The sequence below is a fragment of the Auraticoccus monumenti genome (assembly GCF_900101785.1).
Lineage (GTDB): Bacteria > Actinomycetota > Actinomycetes > Propionibacteriales > Propionibacteriaceae > Auraticoccus > Auraticoccus monumenti.
In genome coordinates this window covers 2,212,481-2,228,875 of record NZ_LT629688.1, presented here as the reverse complement: position 1 = coordinate 2,228,875, position 16,395 = coordinate 2,212,481, and the positions used below count along the sequence as shown (strand labels likewise).

Genomic DNA, 16,395 nt, shown 5'->3' with positions numbered 1-16,395 from the left:
TCCTCCGTGGCTGGGTGGATGACGGTGGATGGCGTCATCACCGGGGAAGTTACCCGAGTAAACCGCGGACGGCAATGGCTGCGGAGACATTGATCATCCAGCGCTGACAAGGGTTGACCCGAGTAACGTCCGGGGGCAGACTTCGGGTCCGTCCGGACCGACCGACGCAGTCCGTCGGCGGCCACCACTGCGATAGAAAGCGGCACACGACGATGACGTTCACCCTGGGCATGGTCGGTGCCGGCCAGTTCTCGGCCCACTTCGCCAGCCTCTTCGACCTGCACCCCGGTATCGCTGCGGTGAAGGTGACCGACGTGCTGCCCGAGCGAGCACGGCAGCTCGACGCCGACCTCGGGCTCGCCGGCGTCCACGAGTCCTTCGACGCCATGATCGCCGACCCGGGGATCGACGCGGTGGCGATCTTCACCCAGCGCTGGACCCACGCGTCCCTGGTCGTGGCCGCGCTGCGAGCCGGCAAGCACGTCTACAGCGCGGTCCCGATGGCGATGAGCGAGGAGGAGGTCGCGAGCATCATCGCGACCGTCCAGGACACCGGGCTCACCTACATGATGGGCGAGACCAGCCACTACAACCCGGCCACGGTCTTCGCCCGGCAGAAGGCCGCGGCCGGTGAGTTCGGCCAGGTCTTCTACGCCGAGGGCGACTACCTGCACGACATGGACCTGGGCTTCTACGACGCCTACCGCTACAGCGGCGGGGAGGAGTGGCGTCGCACCGCCAGCTTCCCCCCGATGCACTACCCGACCCACTCCATCGGCGGTGTGCTCGGCGCCATCGCCACCCACGCGACGAGCGTCAGCTGCATCGGCGTGCGCGACGAGCTGCAGGACGGCGTCTTCGACCGGGCGGTCAGCATGTTCGGCAACGACTTCTCCAACGCCACCGCCCTGTTCGAGCTCTCCGGCGGTGGGTCGATGCGCATCAACGAGTTCCGACGGGTGGGGTACCCGTCGCCGCTGCGGGAGAGCCGGTTCAGCTTCTTCGGGACCCGGGCGAGCTTCGAGCAGCTGGCCAGCACGTCCGTGTGGCAGGACAAGCACGGGGCCACCGACGTGAGCCACCTCATCGACGCCCGACCCACGCTGAGCGAGGACGACCCGCTGCTGGCCAACGTTTCCCGGTCGCTGCGCAAGACCTTCGTCTCCGGGCACGCCCCGGTCCACGACGTCGAGGCCAGGCGGTTGCCGGCGGAGTTCGCGCAGGCCCCCAACGGCCACGAGGGGAGCCACCAGCTGCTGGTCGACGACTTCGTCAAGGCCGTCCAGGACGGGTCGCTCCCGTCGGTCAACGCCTGGGTGGCGGCCCGGTACACCCTGCCGGGGATCATCGCCCACCAGTCCGCGCTCCGTGGTGGTGAACGCCTCGTCGTCCCGGACCACGGACCGGGCCCGCAGCAGACCCTGCAGGGCGCCGGACCTGCCCCGACCCGTCCAGCCACCCGGGGGGCCGGGCCGTCGTACGGCCAGGCACCGGGGGCGCCGGTAGCCTGACGCGTCATGGACGTGGAGGCGAGGCATGGCGCGTAGGCCGCCAGCCGCGGGCCGGCCCGTGACCAGGCGTGACGTGGCCCGGGCCGCAGGCGTCTCCGACGCCGTGGTCAGCTACACGCTCAGCGGTCGTGCGCCGGTGGCCCCGGCGACGGCGGCGCGGGTGATGGCCGCGATCGAGGAGCTGGGGTACCAGCCGAACCAGACCGCGCGGGCCCTGAAGTCGGGATCGACGCAGACCCTGGCGCTGATCACACCCCACGGCACCAACCCCTTCTTCGCCGAGTTCGCCCACGCCATCGAGGCAGCGGCCACCGAACGGGGGTTCGCCCTCTACACCACCACCTCAGCCGGCCAGGCCGACACGGTGCGCAAGAGGATGCGGGAGTTCGCCGCCCGACAGGTGGACGGCGTCCTGCTCATCCCCGACACCCCGGTCGACCCCGTCCAGCTGGACAGCGTCGGCATCCCGTGGGTCCTCCTCAACGCCTCGGTGGCACGCGAGGGGGTGCTGAGCTTCGGTGTCGACCTCCAGCAGGGCGCCATGGTGGCGACCCGGCACCTGATCGAGGACGGTCGGGTCCGGATCGCCTACCTCGGCAACACCACGCCCGGCGACGAACGCCTCGTCGGCTGGCGACGCGCACTCGCCGAGGCCTCGCTGGCTCCGGGGCCGGCGATCACCGCCGCCTTCGAGCGGGACAGCGGGCAGCGGGGGGTGGACGAGCTGCTGGCGGGTGAGCTGCGTCCCGACGCGTTGTTCGTCGCCTCGGACATGCTCGGCGTCGCGGTGCTGCGCCGCCTGCACGAGCGCGGGGTGAGCATCCCCGGCGACATCGCCGTGGTGTCCTTCGACGGGTCGTGGGAGAGCGCCTACACCTGGCCGGCCCTCACCACCGTGCGGCAGCCGATCGAGGAGATGGCCCGGCAGGCCGTCACCCAGCTGCTGCAGCTCGGCCACGGTCGGACCGGAGCGCCGCCCCGCGCCGGGTCACCGGAGGACCCGGTCGAACCGCAGCCGCTGACGTTGCTGCCGGGTGAGCTGATCGTGCGCGAGTCCTGCGGGCCGCACCCGGGCACTGGTTGAGGCCGGAGCAGGCTGAGTCGCTGCGCCCGGGCCGGTGCCGCCGCGGCACCGCTCGCGTCTCCCCTCACGCCCACGCGCCTGGTGGGCGTGACGGGACGCACAGGTCCGCCAGCACACCGAAGTGGTCACTGGCCCAGACGTCCCCCACCGGTGCGTCGAACACCCTCTGGCAGTCCGTCACCTGCAACGAGGGCCCGTGGGCGCCGCAGCGCACCATCACGTAGTCGATCCGCCGTCCCAGCTCCAGCCCCATCTCCCCCGCCGTCACCAGCGGGTTGTCGGGGGTGAAGGTGTGGCCCGCCTCGGACGGGTGCGTTGCCTCCCAGGCGTCGCGGTAGGCCACGCTGTGACCCTCGAGCGACTGGCGTCCGGTCCAGAACCGCACCGCTGCCGAGTCCGGGGCGTCGTCGAGGTCGCCGAGCAGCACCACGTGCACATCGCGGTCACCGACGACCTGGTCGACGAAGCGGGCGCAGGCGACGGCCTGGAGCTCGCGCTCCCGCGCTGCCCCGATCTCCCACGTCGGCTTGTGGTGCACCACGAGGACGACCCCGAAGGGTGGCGGCAGCACCACCTCGGCCAGGACCGCCCCCGCCCACGGCAGCTGGACCCGCTCGGTGACGTGCAGGTCCACCTCCTGCACCACCCCCAGGGGCCACCGGCTGGCGAGCACCGCCCCCACCCCGTCCGCGGACCGTGCGGTGTGTCGTGCCAGGTGGAAGCCCTCCCCCAGGAGGTCGCGGGCCTGGTCGTACCCGTCGCCCCACACGGTCTCCTGCAGGGCGACCACATCGGGCTCCAGCTGACGAAGACCGGCGCGGACCACCTCCCGGCGCCGGGACCAGTCCGCGTGGGCTGGTGCCAGGAGGTTGAGGGTCAGCACCCGCACGCGAGCGTGGTGGTCGTCTCCGGTCACCGTCCTCCTCGTCATCACGGTGGACTCCCACGCGCCACCCACACGTTAACGCTACGCTCGTAGCGTTTGCCTGTACAGGAGGTGACGTTGTCCGCACCCGATCCGTCGCCGGCCGCCCGCGGGGCGGACTCCGCCACGCGCCGGCCCGGCGGCCGCACAGCGCGCACACGCGCCGTCGTCCTCGACGCAGCCCTCGAGGAGCTCGCGACCTCCGACGACGGTGACCTCACGCTCGACCGCATCGCCACCCGGGCGGGGGTTCCCCGCAGCACCATCTACCGTCGCTGGGGCGGTCTCGACGGTGTCCTGCTGGAGGCGATCGCGACGTTCGCCACCGACCAGGCTCGCGTCCCCGACACCGGTCGCGTCGAGGACGACCTGAGGCTGTGGGCCCGGTCGGTGCACCACACCCTGACAGACCCGGTCAGCGGCCGTGCGGTCGCCGCCCTCCTCGGTCGCGCCTCCACCCGGACGGCGGCCCTGCGGCACCGGTTCTGGTCGGTCCGCTCCGCTCTCGTGCGACCGGTCGTCCAACGCGCCGTCGAGCGAGGGCAGCTGCCCGACGGCACGGACGCCGACGACGTGATCCGCCACGTCGGCGCACCGTTGTACTACAGCCTCTTCGTCCTGGGAGAGCCGATCACCCCCGCGACCGCCGACCTCGCCGCCGCCGCGACGGCCGCCGCCGCCCACGCCGGGGTGTTCGTCCGACCGGCCGGCGCCCTACCAGCCTGACCGGTCCCGCCAGCTCCGCGGGGGGCCAGTCGCCCCTACTCGTCGCCTCCCGCCCAGGAGTGACGACACATCGCGGCCAGTCGCCCCCACCACACCTCCACGCTGTCCCCAGCTCAGGGAGGGCGACTCGCCAGCTCGTCGGGGGCCAGTCGCCCCTACTCGTCGCCTCCCACCCAGGCGTGACGACACATCGCGGCCAGTCGCCACCAGAGCGCTCCGGAGTAGGGACGGGGCCGCGATGCGATGGCCCGTCCGGACGTCCTGCTGGTGCTGGAGGACGGGCCACGCCTCCACGCCCGGTGCGACGTCTGGCCGCGAGTACCCGGCCGGACGTCGCAGTGGAGCGGCTAGGGGTCAGCGACGGCTGGGGCGGAGCCCGTGCCGCGACGGAGCAGCCCGACGCCCGGTCACCTCATGAGGTCCTCGGCCGTGGCGTCCCGCTCCACCGCGACGTCGCCAGCGGGCACCTCGCCCGTCCGGGGCCCGGACACCCAGCCGTCCGGGCGGCGCTTCCCACTACCCACTGGCGCAGCTGCTTCGACGTCTCCCGGCAGTGCCGTCGAAGGCGCTGTCACCCCTGCGAAGACGACGCGCGGCACGCGGCCAGCGGTCCCGACCGGGCCTAGGGTGACCGGGTGACACAGCAGAACCAGGTGTCCGGTGACGCGCTGCTGGAGCGGCTGTTCCGGCACGGCGACCTCCGGGTCTCCTCCCGTCCCCTGGTCGACCTCGACAGCGGGCAGGCGCTCGCGGTGCGGGTGCTCACCCACGGGTCCCGGGATCTCCCCGGTCAGGACGTCGACGACGTCCGCCGCCTCGTCGCCTCCTCCGAGGACCCGGGGTCGCTGGACGCCACGGCCCGCGCCCGCGCCCTGGTGCACACCGCCGCGGACCCCCTCGCCCGCGCGGTGCCGCAGGTGCTCGACGCGGTGCTGCCGGGCCTCAGCCAGCTCGACCCGCACGGACCCGGACCCGCCACCGTGCTCCTGCTCGACGCCACCCAGATCCTGGACCGCCCGGCGGAGATGCTGCGACTCGTGGGCAGCGCGCGCTCGCAGGGGTGGCAGGTCGGGTTGCGCGAGGTGGGGGCCGACCCCAGCACCCTGGGCGCGGTGGCCGTGGTCGAGCCGGCCCTGATGGTGCTGGCCGGCTCCGTCCTGCAGGACCCGACCAGCGAGCTGGCCACCGAGACCATCCAGGCCACGACGGCCTACTGCCACGACGGCGGGGCCGTGCTGGTGGCCGAGGACGTCGACGACGCCGAGGCCGCGGCCGCCGCCGTCGCGGCCGGGGCGACCCTGGTCGCCGGACGTCACGACCGACCCCCGCACGAGGTGGTTCCCGCGGGCGCCGAGGCGCTGCTCGGCTCCTTCCGCGCGCCGCTGCCGGTGCCGCACCAGAGCCCCTTCGACCTCGCCGCGCGGCAGCACCTCCCCCGCCGGGCCGGTCGCGAGACGCTGCTGGCGCTGACCCTCCAGCTGGAGCGGACGGCCACCACGGCGGGGCGCTCGACCATGGTGCTGTCGGCCTTCCAGGACGCGCAGAACCTCGACCGCGCGACGGTGGAGCGCTACAGCGACCTCGGACGCCGGTGCAGCCTGGTGCTCGCGGTCGCGCGCGGCATGTCGGCCGTCGGGCCGGTGCCGCACGTGGTGACCACCGACCTGCACGCGTCGGACCCGCTGGTGCAGGAGTGGACGGTGATCGTGCTCGCCCCCACCAGCCAGGCGCTGCTGGCCACGCGGGAGCGTCCCGGCTCCGGCAGCCACCGCAGCTTCGACTACGTCCTGGCCTTCGACCGCGACCTGGTCGCGCACGCGGCCCGCTCGGTGCTGACCCGGGTCACCCAGGTGGCCGAGCACGAGCGGGGCGCGGCCCGCGGCTGGGACGGCTGACCCGCTCCGGGCTCAGGAGTTGAACTGGTTCTGGGCCTCGACCAGACCGGAGCGCAGCAGCAGCTCGACGGCGTCGGCGGCGCGGGAGACCTCGATCTCCACGTCGGTGCGCTGGGCGGCCGGGAAGCCCGACAGCACGAAGTCGTGCACCTCCATCCGGCCGGGCGGGCGCCCGATGCCGAAGCGGACGCGGGCGAAGTCGCCGGTGCGGAGGTGGGCGCGCATCGACTTGAGGCCGTTGTGCCCGTTGTCCCCGCCGCCGGACTTGAGCCGGAGCCGACCGAGGTCGAGGTCGAGCTCGTCGTGCACGGCCACCACGTGGGCCGGGTCGACGGAGTGGAAGGACGCCAGCTTGCCGACCGCGGCCCCGGAGTCGTTCATGAAGGTGCGCGGCTTGACCAGCAGCACCTTGTCGGCGTCGGCGCCGAAGCCGCCGAGCCCGGACGCGGCCATCCGGGTCTCGGCGACGTCGGCGCGCATGCCACGGGGAGCAGCCCAGCGCGCCGGGGCGCGCCGGGCCAGCTCGTCGACGACCATGAACCCCACGTTGTGACGGTGGGCGGCGTAGGTCGGGCCCGGGTTGCCGAGCCCGACCACCAGCCAGGTCGTCATCGCGTCAGTGCTCTCGGCTCAGGAGGTCACTGGTCGTCGTCGGAGGAGGACTCGCCCTCGCCCTCCGCAGCCTCAGCGGCGGCAGTGTCCTCGTCGACGGTGGGCTCGATGCCGGCCTCGGCCTCGGCCTCGGCCAGCTCGGCCTCGACCTGCTCCTCGCTCGGGGCACCGGTGACGTTGACGATCAGCAGGTCCTCGTCCACACCCAGGCTGACGTCGCCGGGCAGGACCAGGTCCTTGGCCAGGACCTGGCTGCCGGCCCGCAGACCCTGGATGCTGACCTCGATCTGCTCGGGGATGTGGGTCGCGGAGGCCTCGACGTTGATGGTGTTGTTCTCGATCACGACCAGGGTGTCGGGGGCGGCGTCACCGGTGGTGTGGATGGCGACGTCGACCGACACCTTCTCGCCCTGGCGGACCAGCAGCAGGTCGACGTGCTCGATGAAGCCCTTGATCGGGTCGCGCTGGACCTGCTTGGGTAGCGCCAGCTGGCTGGTGCCCTCGATCTCGATGGTCAGCAGCGCGTTCGCCTGGCGCAGGGCCAGCAGGGTCTCGTGACCGGGCAGCGACAGGTGCACCGGGTCGGTGCCGTGGCCGTACAGGACGGCGGGGACGCGGGCGGCGCGGCGGATGCGGCGGGCCGCACCCTTGCCGAACTCGTTGCGGGGCTCGGCGACGAGCTTGTTCTCGGACATCTGGGTGGCTCCTCAACCTGGGGTTCGGCGTGCGAGCGCCAGGGAGTGCGGTACCCCTGTCGATCACGGGCGCCTGCTCGGCCCCCCTCGCCATGGTTCAGCCGCCGACTCTAGCCGACCTCCCCGCCGGTCGCGAATCCCGCGGCGTGACTCAGCTCTGGCCGTTGAAGAGCTTGGTCACCGATCCGTCGGTGAACACCTGCTGGATCGCCTCGGCGATCAGCGGGGAGATGCTGAGCACGGTCAGCTTCTCGATCGGCTCGGAGGTGCTGATCGGCAGCGAGTTGGTCACGATGACCTCCTCGAAGGCCGAGGCGTTCAGCCGCGAGGCCGCGGGGCCGGAGAGGACCGCGTGCGTGGTGGCCGCGATCACGGCCTTGGCGCCGCGGGCCTTGAGGGCCTCGGCGGCCTGGCAGATCGTGCCGGCGGTGTCGATCATGTCGTCCACCAGCAGGCAGACCCGGCCCTCGACCTCACCGACCACCTCGTGCACGGCCACGGTGTTGGCCACGTCGGGGTCACGGCGCTTGTGGATGATGGCCAGCTTCGCGTTCAGCCGGTCGGTCCACATGTCGGCCAGCCGCACCCGGCCGGCGTCGGGCGAGACCACCGTCATCTTCGAGGTGTCGTACTTGCCCTGGACGTAGTCGGCCAGCACCGGCAGCGCCCAGAGGTGGTCGACGGGTCCGTCGAAGAAGCCCTGGATCTGGGCGGCGTGCAGGTCCACCGACATGATGCGGTCCGCGCCGGCGGTCTTGAACAGGTCGGCCACCAGCCGGGCCGAGATCGGCTCGCGGCCGGCGTGCTTCTTGTCCTGGCGGGCGTAGGGGTAGAAGGGGGCGACCACGGTGATCCGCTTGGCGGAGGCCCGCTTGAGCGCGTCGACCATGATCAGCTGCTCCATCAGCCACTCGTTGACCGGGGCGCAGTGGCTCTGGATCACGAAGGCGTCGCAGCCGCGGACGGACTCCTCGAAGCGGACGTAGATCTCGGAGTTGGCGTAGCTCAGGGCCCGCATCGGGACGATGCTGCTGCCCATCAGGTCGGCGACCTCCTGGGCCAGCTCGGGATAGGCCCTGCCGCTGAACAGCATCATGTGCTTCTCGAACGGCTTCTTGACTGAGCTCACGCGTTTCCCCTCGTGCTGGCGTCGTCGAGGACCCTCGACCCGTCGTGCGTCGCACTCGGGAGGCGTCCTCGAGCGGTGCGTCCCCGGCGGCTGCGAGACGCCAACCTACTACTGAGCGGCCCCGCTGTCGCCCGGGGCGTCGGCGGCCGCGGCGCGGGACTCCCGGCGTCGTCCGGCCCACCCCTCGACGTTGCGCTGGCGCCCGCGAGCCACCCCCAGGTCGTCGGCGGGCACCGGTTCGGTGATCGTCGAGCCGGCGGCCACGAAGGCCCCGTCGCCGATCTCGGCGGGGGCGACCAGCACCGTCCCGGAGCCGACGAAGACCCCGTCCCCGATGGTGCTGGGGAACTTGTCGACCCCGTCGTAGTTGGCGAAGATCGTGCCGGCCCCGATGTTGCTGCCCGCCCCGATGGTGGCGTCGCCGACGTAGCTGAGGTGGGGCACCTTGGAGCCGGCGCCGATGACCGCCTTCTTGGTCTCCACGAAACCGCCGATCTTGCCCCGCTCCCCCAGCTCGGTGCCCGGACGCAGGTAGGACCAGGGCCCGACGGTCGCACCGGCCCCGATCACGGCCAGGTGGGCCTCGCTGCGGACCACCGAGGCACCCTCGCCCACCTCGCAGTCGCGCAGCCGGGTGTCGGGGCCGAGCTCGGCGCCCTCCCCCACCGTGGTGGCTCCGGCCAGGATGGTGCCGGGGTGGAGCAGGACGTCGGGGGCCAGCCGGACGTCGGCGTCGATCCAGGTGGTGGCGGGGTCGACGACGGTGACGCCGGCGCGCATCCAGCCCTCGACGGTGCGCCGGTTGAGCTCGGCGTTCATCCGGGCCAGCTGGACCCGGTCGTTGACGCCCTCGGTCTGCCACAGGTCGTCGGTGCGGTGGGCCCCGACCCGTCCGCCGTCGGCGCGGGCGAGCCCGAGGACGTCGGTCAGGTACAGCTCCCCCTGGGCGTTGACCGCGTCCAGCCGGGCCACGCCGGTGGCGAGGGTGTCGGCGGCGAAGACGTAGATGCCGGAGTTGATCTCGGTGACCGCGCGGGTGGCCTCGTCGGCGTCGCGGTGCTCCACGATCCGGGCCACCTGGCCGTCGGGGTCGCGGAGGATGCGGCCGTAGCCGGTGGGGTCGGGCACGTCGGCGGTGAGCACGGTGACCGCGTTGCCGTCGGCACGGTGCCGCTGCACCAGCTCGGCCAGGGTCTCCCCGGTCAGCATCGGGACGTCGCCGTAGGTGACCAGCACCTCGCCGGTCAGCTCCGGCAGCACCTCCAGGGCGCACCGGACGGCGTGCCCGGTGCCGCGCTGCTCGGTCTGGACGGCCGTGGTCGCCTGCGGGGCCAGCTCGTGCACCAGCGGCTCGACCTGGTCCCGGGCGTGCCCGACGACGACCACCAGGTGCTCGGGCTGGACCGCGCTCGCCGCGGCCAGGGCGTGGCTGAGCATGGAGCGTCCGCCGACCTCGTGCAGCAGCTTGGACCGCTTCGACCTCATCCGGGTGCCGCCACCGGCGGCCAGCACGACCACCGCGGCGACGGCGGCGGGGGTGGTCTCGGGGGAGGTCGCTGCGCTCATGGGGGTCCTCGATCGGGAGGGGACGGTCGGGCGCGGCCTACGTTAGCCGTCACGGTGCCCCGACTGCTGGCTCCCCGGGTAGGAGTCGAACCTACGTCGCTTGATCCTGATTCAAAGTCAGGCGGGCCCTGCCGGCAGACCAACCGGGGATCGGCCGGCCCCGTCTGCAGGTCCGGCACCGCCACAGCATAACGATCCGCGGGAGACCGGGTCGCTCAGGCGGCGAGCTCGTCGATCGACAGCCCGAGGGTGCGCAGCAGCTCGGCCAGCTGGGCCTGCTCGGACTCGTCCAGACCGGCCAGCAGACGCCGCTCGGCGGCCAGCAGGCTGCCCAGCGCGCCGTCGACGGTGTCGCGGCCGGCGTCGGTGAGGGTCACCAGGACGCCGCGGCGGTCGCTGGGGTCGGCGCTGCGGGTGACCAGGCCCCGGCGGACCAGGCGGTCGACCCGGGTGGTCATGGTCCCGCTGGTGACCAGGGTCTCCCGGATCAGCGCGCCCGGCGAGAGCGTGTAGGGACGTCCGGCGCGGCGCAGCGCGGCCAGCACGTCGAACTCCCAGGCCACGATGCCGTGGGCGGTGAAGGAGTCCTTGCGGGCGCGGTCGAGGAGGTGGCCGAGGCGGCTGACCCGGCTGAGCACCTGCATCGCGGACAGGTCGAGGTCCGGGCGCTCACGGGCCCAGTCCCTGACCAGTGCGTCCACCTCGTCCTGCATGGCGCGAGTCTAACCGACGAGATTCTTGAGATCGAGAGGTTGTGAGGTGACCCTCACTCAGCTGATCAGCCGGGCGCCCTGGGCGGGTCCCCGCGCCCGTCGGACCGCACGCACGCGGGGCAGCCGCGCCAGCTGGGTGCTGAGGTCGATGGCGGCGGACTCGTCCACGCAGAGGAAGGCCACCGTGGGCCCGGACCCGGACACGATCCCGGTCAGCGCCCCCAGCTCCTCCCCTCGTCGCAGGGTGGCCTCCAGGTCCGGGCGCAGGTCCAGCGCGGCGGGGGCCAGGTCGTTGTGGACGGCCCGGGCCAGCGCCGGGGCGTCCCCGGTGCGGAGCGCGTTCATCAGCTCGTCGGCCACGTCCAGCTCCTCGGGCTCACGGCCCAGCCCGAGCTCGTCGAAGCGGCGGAAGACCGCGGGGGTGGACAGGCCCTCGTCCGACAGCGCCAGCACCCAGTGGAAGCAGCCGCTGGTCAGCACCGGGGCCAGGACGTCCCCGCGCCCGGTGCCCAGCGCGGTGCCGCCGAGCAGCGCGAAGGGGACGTCGGCCCCCAGCCGGGCACCGAGCGCGCCCAGTCCGTCGGGTTCGACGTCGAGGTCCCAGAGCACCGAGCAGGCCAGCAGCGCCCCGGCCGCGTCGGCCGACCCCCCGGCCATGCCGCCGGCCACCGGGATCGACTTGCGGACGCTCAGCGCGGCCCCGACCTGGTCGGCGACCCCGTGATCCTCGGCCAGCAGGCGGGCGGCCCGCACCGCCAGGTTGTCCGGACCGTCGCCCACCCCCTCGGCCTCGCCGCTCATGGTCACGCTGAACTCGCCGGCCGGCGCGGGAGCGGCCACCACGTCGTCGTGCAGGGAGACGGCCTGGAAGAGGGTGGCCAGCGGGTGGTACCCGTCCTCCCCCACGCGGCCCACCATGAGCGCCAGGTTGATCTTGGCCGGCACCCGGACGCGGACGGGCTCGGACGGAGGGGTGAGGGGAGGCGGCACGGGTCGAGGTTAGCCACCCGGCTCCGGTGACGTGCGCCCGGTCGCGGCCGGTCCCGGGTCCGCTCAGCCGTGCCAGGTCAGCCGGGCCACGCCCGTCCCAGCGACTGATTTTGCGGGTCAGTCCCCCGCGCCACCCCGCGGGGCCGCGGCGCACCGCAGCGGGTCGGGTGCGAGCACCGCACTGACCCTCAGAATCGACCTCCGGCCGGTGTTCAGGCTCCGGCGTCGGGGAACAGCTGCTCGGCCACGCGGGCGAACTGGTCCACGGTCAGGGTCTCCCCGCGGGCCTGCGGGTCGACGCCGGCGGCCTCGAGGCAGGCGCTGGCCGCGGCCGAGGAGCCGGCCAGCCCGGACAGGGCCGCCCGCAGCATCTTGCGCCGCTGGGCGAAGGCGTGGTCGACCACGGTGAACACCTGCTGCCGGGTGGCGGTGGTGGCCGGGGGGTCGCGGCGCACGATCCGCACCAGGCCGGAGTCGACGTTGGGCACCGGCCAGAACACGCTGGGCGGCACGGTCCCCACCCGGGTCGCCGCGGCCCACCAGGCCATCTTGACCGAGGGGACGCCGTAGGTCCGCGAGCCGGGTCCGGCCACCAACCGGTCGGCGACCTCCAGCTGCACCATGACCAGCCCGCGACGCCAACCCGGGTCGATCTCGAGCAGGTGCAGCAGCACCGGCACCGAGACGTTGTAGGGCAGGTTGGCCACGACCACGCTCGGCCGGGGCTCGGGCAGCGGGTGGACCTGCAGCGCGTCGGCCTCCACCACGGTCAGCCGCTCCTCCGCCCCGGGCAACCGGGTGGCGACGGTGAGCGGCAGCTGGCGGGCCAGGCTGGCCTCGATCTCGATGGCCACGACGTGACGCGCCCGCTCGAGCAGGCCGAGGGTCAGCGAGCCGAGCCCAGGGCCGATCTCCAGGGCGACGTCGTCAGGCTCCAGACCGGCGAGCGTGACCAGCCGGCGCACCGTGTTGGCGTCGGTGACGAAGTTCTGCCCGCGCTGCTTGGTCGGGCGCAGCCCCAGCTCGGTGGCCAGGGCTCGCACGGAGGTCGGGTCCAGCAGACCCTTCGACGACGTCAGCGGACTGGTCAGCGAAGCCCGAGCTTGGCCGAGCAGGAGGGCCACTGGCCCCATCCGGCGGCGGCCTGCAGCTTGGAGGCGATCCGGATCTGCTCGGCCTTGCTGTTCTCGTGCGGCAGGCCCTTGCCGCCGTAGGCCTTCCAGGTCTGGGCGCTGAACTGCACGCCGCCGTAGTAGCCGTTGCCGGTGTTGATCGACCAGTTGCCGCCGGACTCGCACTGGGCGAGGCGGTCCCAGACCCCGGCGGAGGCGCCGGAGCTGCTGTCCTCGGGCTCGGGCTTCGGTGCCGGCTTCGGCGCCGGCTTCGGCTTGGGCGCCTCGGAGCGGGAGTCGGAGCTGTCGTCCTGGGAGGAGCCGGCGGAGCCGGAGGACCGCTGCGGCGCCGGGGCGGGGGCAGGCGCGGGGGCGGGCTCGGGCTCGGGGGCCACGCGCGTGCCGACCAGGACGACCTCGTCGACCGGCTCCCGGGTCACCTTGGAGGACTTCTCCTCCTTCTTGACGACCTTGCCGTTCTCGCGGGTCTCGGTGGTGACGACGGTGCGCTCGCCGTCCTCGCCCTCGGTCTCGACCCGGGTCGTGCCGAGGTCGAGCTGGTCGGAGTCCTTGCGGACCGTCTCGTGCTCGATCGCCGACTTCTTGGCGACGTCCTTCACCTCGACGACGTCGACGGTGATCGTGTCGCCGTCGGCGACCGCCTCACCGACGGCTGGCTCGACCATGTCGTCGTCGTCGGGCTCGACCTTCGCCTGGGCCAGGACCTCACCGACCGTGGTGGCGGTGGTCTGCACGCTGGAGGTCTTGCCGCCGGCCACCAGCTCGACCTTCTTGACGGTGTCGACGCTGAACTCCAGGCCCTCGCGGCCGATGGCGGTGGAGCGGCTGGTGGAGAGGTCCGCACCCTGGGCCTTGATGGCCAGCACGGCCAGCGCCTCACCGACGGTGGTGGCGGTGGTCCAGTGGGTCTGCTCCGAGCCGTCCACCTCGACGGTGACCTCGCGGCCGAACTGCACCGCGATCCGGTCGCCGTCGGAGAGCTTCGTCTCCGCGCCCGGGGCGACCAGGTCGTGCTCGCCGAGGGCGATCCCCTGCTGGGCCAGCACCTCCCCGACGTTCCCCTCCAGGGTGGTGACGGTGGTGGGGACCCCGTCGACCGACAGCTCGACGGTCTTGTCGAGCACCTGGTAGCCGACGGCACCGCTGGTGGCGAGCAGGGCCGCGGCGGCGGCGATCGAGAGGGGGATGAGCTTGCGCACGAATGACTCCAGAAGCGGTGAAGAGAGCGGGTGGGGCCGCCCACGCGCGGCCACCGACGTCGAGGGCACCTTAACCGAAGATGAGCCCAGATGAGAAACGCCTGAGAAGCGGTTCTCCGTCAGTCCGCCTGCTCACCAGCGTCCGGAGCGGATCCTCTCCTCGCGCGGACGTCGCGCGCGGCGTCGCCCCGACCCGGACGGCCGGTCGGCGGCGGCCGGACGTCCCAGCGCCACCACCCCGGCCGAGGCCCAGCCCGCCGGGACCCCCAGGTGCTCGGCCAGCAGCGCCTGGCGCCGGGGCGGGACGCCGAAGAAGCAGGCGCCGAGCCCCGCGTCGGTGGCGGCCAGCAGCACCGCCATGGCCGTCATCCCGGCGTCCACCCACCACCAGGGCGCCGACCAGGCCGGCCCGTCGTCGGAGCCGGCGGCCTTGTCCGGCTCGGCGTAGCGCTCGGCGTAGGCGTCCTCGCTGGTCCACAGGGTGATCAGCACCGGCGCCCGCCGCATGCCGCGGAGCCAGGCCGAGTCGGCTCCGGGCTCGCTGGTGACCGACCAGAAGCCGCTCACCTGCTGGTCCGCCAGCACCACCGCGGTCACCACCTGGGCGTGCCCGGCCGAGGGGGCGGTGAGCCCGGCGTCCAGCACCGCCTCCAGCAGCTCCACAGGCACCCCGGCGCCCGGGTCGAAGTCACGGACCATCCGGCGGCGGGCCAGCAGCGCCGCCAGCCCCGACCCGCTCACCAGCTGCCACCGAAGGCGGCGGAGGCGTTGTCGTGCAGCGAGGCGCAGAACCCGGCCAGGTCCTCCCCGCGCTGCTCGGCCATGAAGCGGACGGTCAGCGGCACCAGGAAGGAGGCGTTGGGGCGGCCGCGGTGCGGCACCGGGGTGAGGAAGGGTGCGTCGGTCTCGGTCAGCACCCGGTCGGTCGGGGTCAGCCGGAGGGCGTCACGGAGGTGCTGGTTCGGCTTGAACGTCACCGTGCCGGGGAAGGACAGCCAGGCACCGCGGTCCAGGCAGCGGCGGGCGAAGTCGGCGTCGCCGGAGAAGCAGTGCATGACCAGCCGGTCCACCCCGCCCTCGGCGTCCAGCACCTCGAGCACCTCGTCGTGGGCGTCGCGGTCGTGGACCACGAGGGTCAGGTCGTGGCGGCGGGCCAGCGCGATGTGGGCGGCGAAGGACTCGCGCTGGAGGTGTCGTCCCTCCTCCTCGGGGGTGCGGAACCAGTCCAGACCGGTCTCCCCCACCCCACGCAGGCGGCGGGCCGGGTCGGCGGCCTCCTCGGCCACCAGGGCCGCCAGCTCCTCCAGGGCCTGTGGCAGCCGATCCCCCAGCCGGGCGGCGTCGTTGGGGTGCAGGGCGACGGTGGCGACCACCGAGGGCCACCGGGAGGCGGCGGCCACGGCCCAGCGCGAGCTCGGCAGGTCGCAGCCGACCTGGACCAGACGCGTGACGCCCACCGAGGCCGCCTGCGCCAGCGCGTCCTCCGGGGCCAGCCCGCTGTACTCCTCGGCGACGTCGAGGTGGCAGTGGGAGTCGGTGACCGGTCCCGGCAGCGCGTCGGGGAGGGCAGGGAGCTCGCGGTTCACGCGGTCGAGGCTAGTGGCGCGGGGCCGGTCGCGCCGCGCCACTCCTCGGCCAGCAGCGCGTAGCCGTAGGAGTCCATCCACTCACCGGAGCGGTGCAGGGAGTCCCGGCGCGCCACGGTCTCCCGGCGCATGCCCACCCGCTCCATCAGCCGCCACGACGTCTCGTTGCCGGCGTAGCAGGAGGCGACCACACGGCGCAGCCCCAGGTCCTGGAAGCAGATCGCCAACAGCTCCCGCACCGCCTCGGTGGCCAGCCCGCGGCCGCCGACCGAGGGGTCCTGGGACCAGCCGATCTCGGCCTCCACGGCCTCGCCCTCGTCGCGGACCTCCAGCTGGGTCGACGCAGCGCGGACCGCCAGCATCAGGTCCCCCACCACGCGGCCGTCGAGCTCGTAGAGCAGGGTCCGGGCCAGCCGGTCGGTGTCGGTGAAGAGCCAGCGGTGCAGCTGCGGGTCCTCGGTCCAGCTGCCGATCCAGTGCCCGACGCCGGGGTCGGAGCGGAAGCCGAAGGTGGCGGCGTGGTCCTCCGGACGGGCCGGGCGGAGCACCAGCCGCTCGGTCCGGCGGGGCCACGTCAGCTGGTCGAGGGTGAGGGGCACCCGGCCAGTATCGCGGCACCCGCGGCCGTGAC

General features: G+C 73.5%; 16 protein-coding genes and 1 tRNA gene. 4 read left to right on the top strand and 13 right to left on the bottom strand.

All coding sequences use genetic code 11. The features are described 5' to 3' along the window. Nucleotides 1-212 precede the first annotated feature (212 nt). On the top strand, nucleotides 213-1,511 hold the full coding sequence (locus tag BLT52_RS10285) for a Gfo/Idh/MocA family protein (protein ID WP_090593022.1): 1,299 nt from the start codon (nucleotides 213-215) through the stop codon (nucleotides 1,509-1,511). 58 nt (nucleotides 1,512-1,569) lie between these two features. After that, entirely contained in the window at nucleotides 1,570-2,595 is a 1,026-nt protein-coding gene (locus BLT52_RS10280) for a LacI family DNA-binding transcriptional regulator (RefSeq protein WP_197679281.1), read from the top strand. Nucleotides 2,596-2,659: 64 nt separating this feature from the next. On the opposite strand, the gene BLT52_RS10275 is transcribed toward BLT52_RS10280, so the two are convergent. Continuing rightward, a complete protein-coding gene (locus tag BLT52_RS10275) occupies nucleotides 2,660-3,511 on the bottom strand; it encodes an endonuclease/exonuclease/phosphatase family protein (RefSeq protein ID WP_157677054.1) in 852 nt (283 codons plus the stop codon). An 87-nt stretch (nucleotides 3,512-3,598) separates the two neighbouring features. Between BLT52_RS10275 and BLT52_RS10270 the strand changes: the two genes are divergently transcribed. Together BLT52_RS10270 and BLT52_RS10265 are read left to right on the top strand one after the other, a co-directional pair. Beyond that, nucleotides 3,599-4,246, top strand: a complete 648-nt coding sequence (locus tag BLT52_RS10270) for a TetR/AcrR family transcriptional regulator (RefSeq protein ID WP_172804021.1) — start codon at nucleotides 3,599-3,601, stop codon at nucleotides 4,244-4,246. Nucleotides 4,247-4,881: 635 nt separating this feature from the next. Further along, on the top strand, nucleotides 4,882-6,141 hold the full coding sequence (locus BLT52_RS10265) for a DICT sensory domain-containing protein (protein ID WP_090593012.1): 1,260 nt from the start codon (nucleotides 4,882-4,884) through the stop codon (nucleotides 6,139-6,141). 12 nt (nucleotides 6,142-6,153) lie between these two features. On the opposite strand, the gene pth is transcribed toward BLT52_RS10265, so the two are convergent. The 12 genes from pth to BLT52_RS10205 form a co-directional block, all read right to left on the bottom strand. Further along, nucleotides 6,154-6,753, bottom strand: coding sequence for an aminoacyl-tRNA hydrolase (gene pth / locus BLT52_RS10260; protein ID WP_090593010.1), 600 nt, complete (start codon nucleotides 6,751-6,753; stop codon nucleotides 6,154-6,156). Nucleotides 6,754-6,779: 26 nt separating this feature from the next. Continuing rightward, nucleotides 6,780-7,448 (bottom strand): 50S ribosomal protein L25/general stress protein Ctc, encoded by a 669-nt coding sequence (locus tag BLT52_RS10255; protein ID WP_090593007.1) that lies wholly within the window; start codon nucleotides 7,446-7,448, stop codon nucleotides 6,780-6,782. Between the two features lie 151 nt (nucleotides 7,449-7,599). After that, entirely contained in the window at nucleotides 7,600-8,577 is a 978-nt protein-coding gene (locus BLT52_RS10250) for a ribose-phosphate diphosphokinase (RefSeq protein WP_090593006.1), read from the bottom strand. Between the two features lie 108 nt (nucleotides 8,578-8,685). Continuing rightward, nucleotides 8,686-10,143, bottom strand: coding sequence for a bifunctional UDP-N-acetylglucosamine diphosphorylase/glucosamine-1-phosphate N-acetyltransferase GlmU (glmU, locus tag BLT52_RS10245; protein WP_090593003.1), 1,458 nt, complete (start codon nucleotides 10,141-10,143; stop codon nucleotides 8,686-8,688). A gap of 67 nt (nucleotides 10,144-10,210) precedes the next feature. After that, nucleotides 10,211-10,293 (bottom strand) — tRNA-Gln (locus tag BLT52_RS10240). A 65-nt stretch (nucleotides 10,294-10,358) separates the two neighbouring features. Next, complete coding sequence (locus tag BLT52_RS10235) at nucleotides 10,359-10,856, bottom strand: MarR family winged helix-turn-helix transcriptional regulator (protein ID WP_090593000.1); 498 nt, start codon at nucleotides 10,854-10,856, stop codon at nucleotides 10,359-10,361. Nucleotides 10,857-10,913: 57 nt separating this feature from the next. Further along, the gene (locus BLT52_RS10230; RefSeq protein ID WP_090592998.1) at nucleotides 10,914-11,846 is read right to left on the bottom strand and encodes a 4-(cytidine 5'-diphospho)-2-C-methyl-D-erythritol kinase; all 933 of its coding nucleotides are present in this window, start codon (nucleotides 11,844-11,846) and stop codon (nucleotides 10,914-10,916) included. Nucleotides 11,847-12,058: 212 nt separating this feature from the next. Then, on the bottom strand, nucleotides 12,059-12,979 hold the full coding sequence (gene rsmA / locus BLT52_RS10225; RefSeq protein ID WP_090592995.1) for a 16S rRNA (adenine(1518)-N(6)/adenine(1519)-N(6))-dimethyltransferase RsmA: 921 nt from the start codon (nucleotides 12,977-12,979) through the stop codon (nucleotides 12,059-12,061). Then, nucleotides 12,934-14,178, bottom strand: a complete 1,245-nt coding sequence (locus BLT52_RS21680) for a resuscitation-promoting factor (protein ID WP_157677053.1) — start codon at nucleotides 14,176-14,178, stop codon at nucleotides 12,934-12,936. The genes rsmA and BLT52_RS21680 overlap by 46 nt, the downstream gene beginning before the upstream one ends. 132 nt (nucleotides 14,179-14,310) lie before the next feature. Further along, nucleotides 14,311-14,919: a nitroreductase family protein gene (locus BLT52_RS10215; RefSeq protein ID WP_197679280.1), complete on the bottom strand. Its 609-nt coding sequence runs from the start codon at nucleotides 14,917-14,919 to the stop codon at nucleotides 14,311-14,313. Then, nucleotides 14,916-15,764: a TatD family hydrolase gene (locus BLT52_RS10210; RefSeq protein ID WP_090596584.1), complete on the bottom strand. Its 849-nt coding sequence runs from the start codon at nucleotides 15,762-15,764 to the stop codon at nucleotides 14,916-14,918. The genes BLT52_RS10215 and BLT52_RS10210 overlap by 4 nt, the downstream gene beginning before the upstream one ends. Next, nucleotides 15,761-16,363: a GNAT family N-acetyltransferase gene (locus BLT52_RS10205; RefSeq protein WP_172804020.1), complete on the bottom strand. Its 603-nt coding sequence runs from the start codon at nucleotides 16,361-16,363 to the stop codon at nucleotides 15,761-15,763. Before BLT52_RS10205 ends, BLT52_RS10210 begins: the two co-directional genes overlap by 4 nt. Nucleotides 16,364-16,395: the final 32 nt, after the last annotated feature.

Coding starts and splice junctions, on each gene's coding strand:
- BLT52_RS10255 (WP_090593007.1), bottom strand. CDS start 7,448: ATGTCCGAGAACAAGCTCGTCGCCGAGCCCCGCAACGAGTTCGGCAAG.
- BLT52_RS10285 (WP_090593022.1), top strand. CDS start 213: ATGACGTTCACCCTGGGCATGGTCGGTGCCGGCCAGTTCTCGGCCCAC.
- BLT52_RS10235 (WP_090593000.1), bottom strand. CDS start 10,856: ATGCAGGACGAGGTGGACGCACTGGTCAGGGACTGGGCCCGTGAGCGC.
- rsmA (WP_090592995.1), bottom strand. CDS start 12,979: ATGGGGCCAGTGGCCCTCCTGCTCGGCCAAGCTCGGGCTTCGCTGACC.
- glmU (WP_090593003.1), bottom strand. CDS start 10,143: ATGAGCGCAGCGACCTCCCCCGAGACCACCCCCGCCGCCGTCGCCGCG.
- pth (WP_090593010.1), bottom strand. CDS start 6,753: ATGACGACCTGGCTGGTGGTCGGGCTCGGCAACCCGGGCCCGACCTAC.